Origin of the sequence: Agromyces binzhouensis, from assembly GCF_004135055.1 — a bacterium.
GTDB classification, from domain to species: domain Bacteria; phylum Actinomycetota; class Actinomycetes; order Actinomycetales; family Microbacteriaceae; genus Agromyces; species Agromyces binzhouensis.
The window spans coordinates 1-1087 of sequence record NZ_SDPL01000658.1 but is presented as its reverse complement, the minus strand read 5'-3'; the positions used below and the strand labels follow the sequence as shown (position 1 = coordinate 1087).

At 73.6% G+C, this 1087-nt stretch carries 1 protein-coding gene; it reads right to left on the bottom strand.

The window, feature by feature from the left end; translation table 11 throughout:
• Window positions 1–1087, bottom strand: a 1087-nt coding sequence (locus ESO86_RS17435) for a DNA translocase FtsK 4TM domain-containing protein (protein ID WP_207207219.1), incomplete at both ends; no start/stop codon positions are given.

The window sequence follows — 1087 nt, the reverse complement described above, 5'->3', positions numbered from 1 at the left end:
CGAGCCCGGCCACGGCGCCGGCGGGCGCGAGGACCTCGGTCGCCCCGGCGTCGTCGCCACGGAGGCCCGTGCCGTCCCCTGCGACCTCGCCGGTGAAGCGCAGCAGCGCGGACTCGGCACGTTCGAGGTCGTCGATGACGCCCGCGCCGTACGGATCGGCGGGCCGAACCCCCTCGAGGGGCGTCTCGAAGCTGCCCGCGGCGGAGCCCTCGCCGAACACCTCGGTGATGCCGTCGGCGCCCGCGTCGGTGAACTCGGGGTCCTCCTCGCGGTTGGACGCGTTGCGGCGCCACCAGGGCAGCAGCCCGCCTGAGGGCGCCTCGTCGTCGATGCCGTCGAGCTCGACCTGCTCGGAGCGGCCCGCCCTCGACCGGCGCTTCGGCTTCGCCTCGGTCGCGGCGTCCTCGGCCGCCGCGCCGTCGGCCTCGCCGTCGATCGCACCGAACAGCCACACGTACAGCTCCCGGAAGCGCTGCGGGATCCGGTTCGGCGGCGTCTTGGTGAGGATGAGGAGCGAGAGGACCGCGAGGATCGCGATCACGATGGCGGCGCCGACATCGGTGAGGAGGAGGATCAGCGGCTCGGCGAGCATCCAGCCGAGGATGCCCCCGGCGCCGGCCAGCACGGGCATGCCCTCGCTCGGCGACGGCTGGCCGCCGAACAGGTGGCACAGCCCGGAGACGGTGATGAGCAGCATCCCGAGGCCGATGCCGATGCGCGTGTTGTCGTGCACCGAACTCGGGTGCCGGAACAGCCACACGGCGAACATGAGCATCACGACCGGCAGCGCGAACGCCACGCGTCCGAAGAGGCCGCCGAACGTGTACGCGTCGAGCGTCTGGGCCACGGGGTCGTTGATGAAGAACCACTCGACGATGGCGCCCGTCACGGCGAGCAGCACCAGGAAGAAGGGCAGGCCGTCGCGGCGCTCCTCCTTCGCGAGGGTCTCCGGGCCGAGCGCTCGGGCTGCGCCTCCGGTCAGGTGCGCGAGCCCCATCCAGGCGCGGACGACGACCCCCGGCCGATCGGACTTCGGGGGTGCGCCGCGCGCCGCGCGCGTCGACGTGCGCTGCGCCGGCAGCTTCTT